The organism is Streptomyces sp. NPDC031049 (genome assembly GCF_055571015.1).
Genome location: NZ_JBVIGC010000041.1, coordinates 1,521 through 2,854, shown reverse-complemented (window position 1 = coordinate 2,854; position 1,334 = coordinate 1,521). Strand labels below are relative to the sequence as shown.

The following is a 1,334-nucleotide window of genomic DNA, read 5'->3' as shown; positions in this document are numbered from 1 at the left end:
GTCCCGGGGTGATGGGTGGTTGGTCGTTGTTTGAGAACTGCACAGTGGACGCGAGCATCTGTGGCCAAGTTTTTAAGGGCGCACGGTGGATGCCTTGGCACCAGGAACCGATGAAGGACGTGGGAGGCCGCGATAGGCCCCGGGGAGTCGTCAACCAGGCTTTGATCCGGGGGTGTCCGAATGGGGAAACCCGGCAGTCGTCATGGGCTGTCACCCTTGCCTGAACTCATAGGGCAAGTGGAGGGAACGCGGGGAAGTGAAACATCTCAGTACCCGCAGGAAGAGAAAACAACCGTGATTCCGGGAGTAGTGGCGAGCGAAACTGGATGAGGCTAAACCTACGACGTGTGAGACCCGGCAGGGGTTGCGTCGTGGGGGTTGTGGGATCTCTTTGCTGTTGTCTGCCGGCAACAGGACGAGTCAGAAACCGTTGATGTAGGCGAAGGACATGCGAAAGGTCCGGCGTAGAGGGTAAGACCCCCGTAGTCGAAACGTCAGCGGCTCGTTGGAGAGACACCCAAGTAGCACGGGGCCCGAGAAATCCCGTGTGAATCTGGCGGGACCACCCGCTAAGCCTAAATATTCCCTGGTGACCGATAGCGGATAGTACCGTGAGGGAATGGTGAAAAGTACCCCGGGAGGGGAGTGAAATAGTACCTGAAACCGTGTGCCTACAAGCCGTGGGAGCGTCGCACATCAGCTTGCTGGTGTGTCGTGACTGCGTGCCTTTTGAAGAATGAGCCTGCGAGTTTGCGGTGTGTTGCGAGGTTAACCCGGGTGGGGTAGCCGTAGCGAAAGCGAGTCCGAACAGGGCGGTGGAGTAGCACGCTCAAGACCCGAAGCGGAGTGATCTAGCCATGGGCAGGTTGAAGCGGAGGTAAGACTTCGTGGAGGACCGAACCCACCAGGGTTGAAAACCTGGGGGATGACCTGTGGTTAGGGGTGAAAGGCCAATCAAACTCCGTGATAGCTGGTTCTCCCCGAAATGCATTTAGGTGCAGCGTCGTGTGTTTCTTGCCGGAGGTAGAGCACTGGATAGGCGATGGGCCCTACCGGGTTACTGACCTTAGCCAAACTCCGAATGCCGGTAAGTGAGAGCGCGGCAGTGAGACTGTGGGGGATAAGCTCCATGGTCGAGAGGGAAACAGCCCAGAGCATCGACTAAGGCCCCTAAGCGTACGCTAAGTGGGAAAGGATGTGGAGTCGCAGAGACAACCAGGAGGTTGGCTTAGAAGCAGCCACCCTTGAAAGAGTGCGTAATAGCTCACTGGTCAAGTGATTCCGCGCCGACAATGTAGCGGGGCTCAAGCGTACCGCCGAAGTCGTGTCATTGC

General features: G+C 57.6%; 1 rRNA gene (only partly in view). It reads left to right on the top strand.

The features are described 5' to 3' along the window. Positions 1 to 62: 62 nt before the first annotated feature. A 23S ribosomal RNA gene (locus ACZ45Q_RS33935) occupies positions 63 to 1,334 on the top strand (it continues 1,490 nt past the right edge of the window).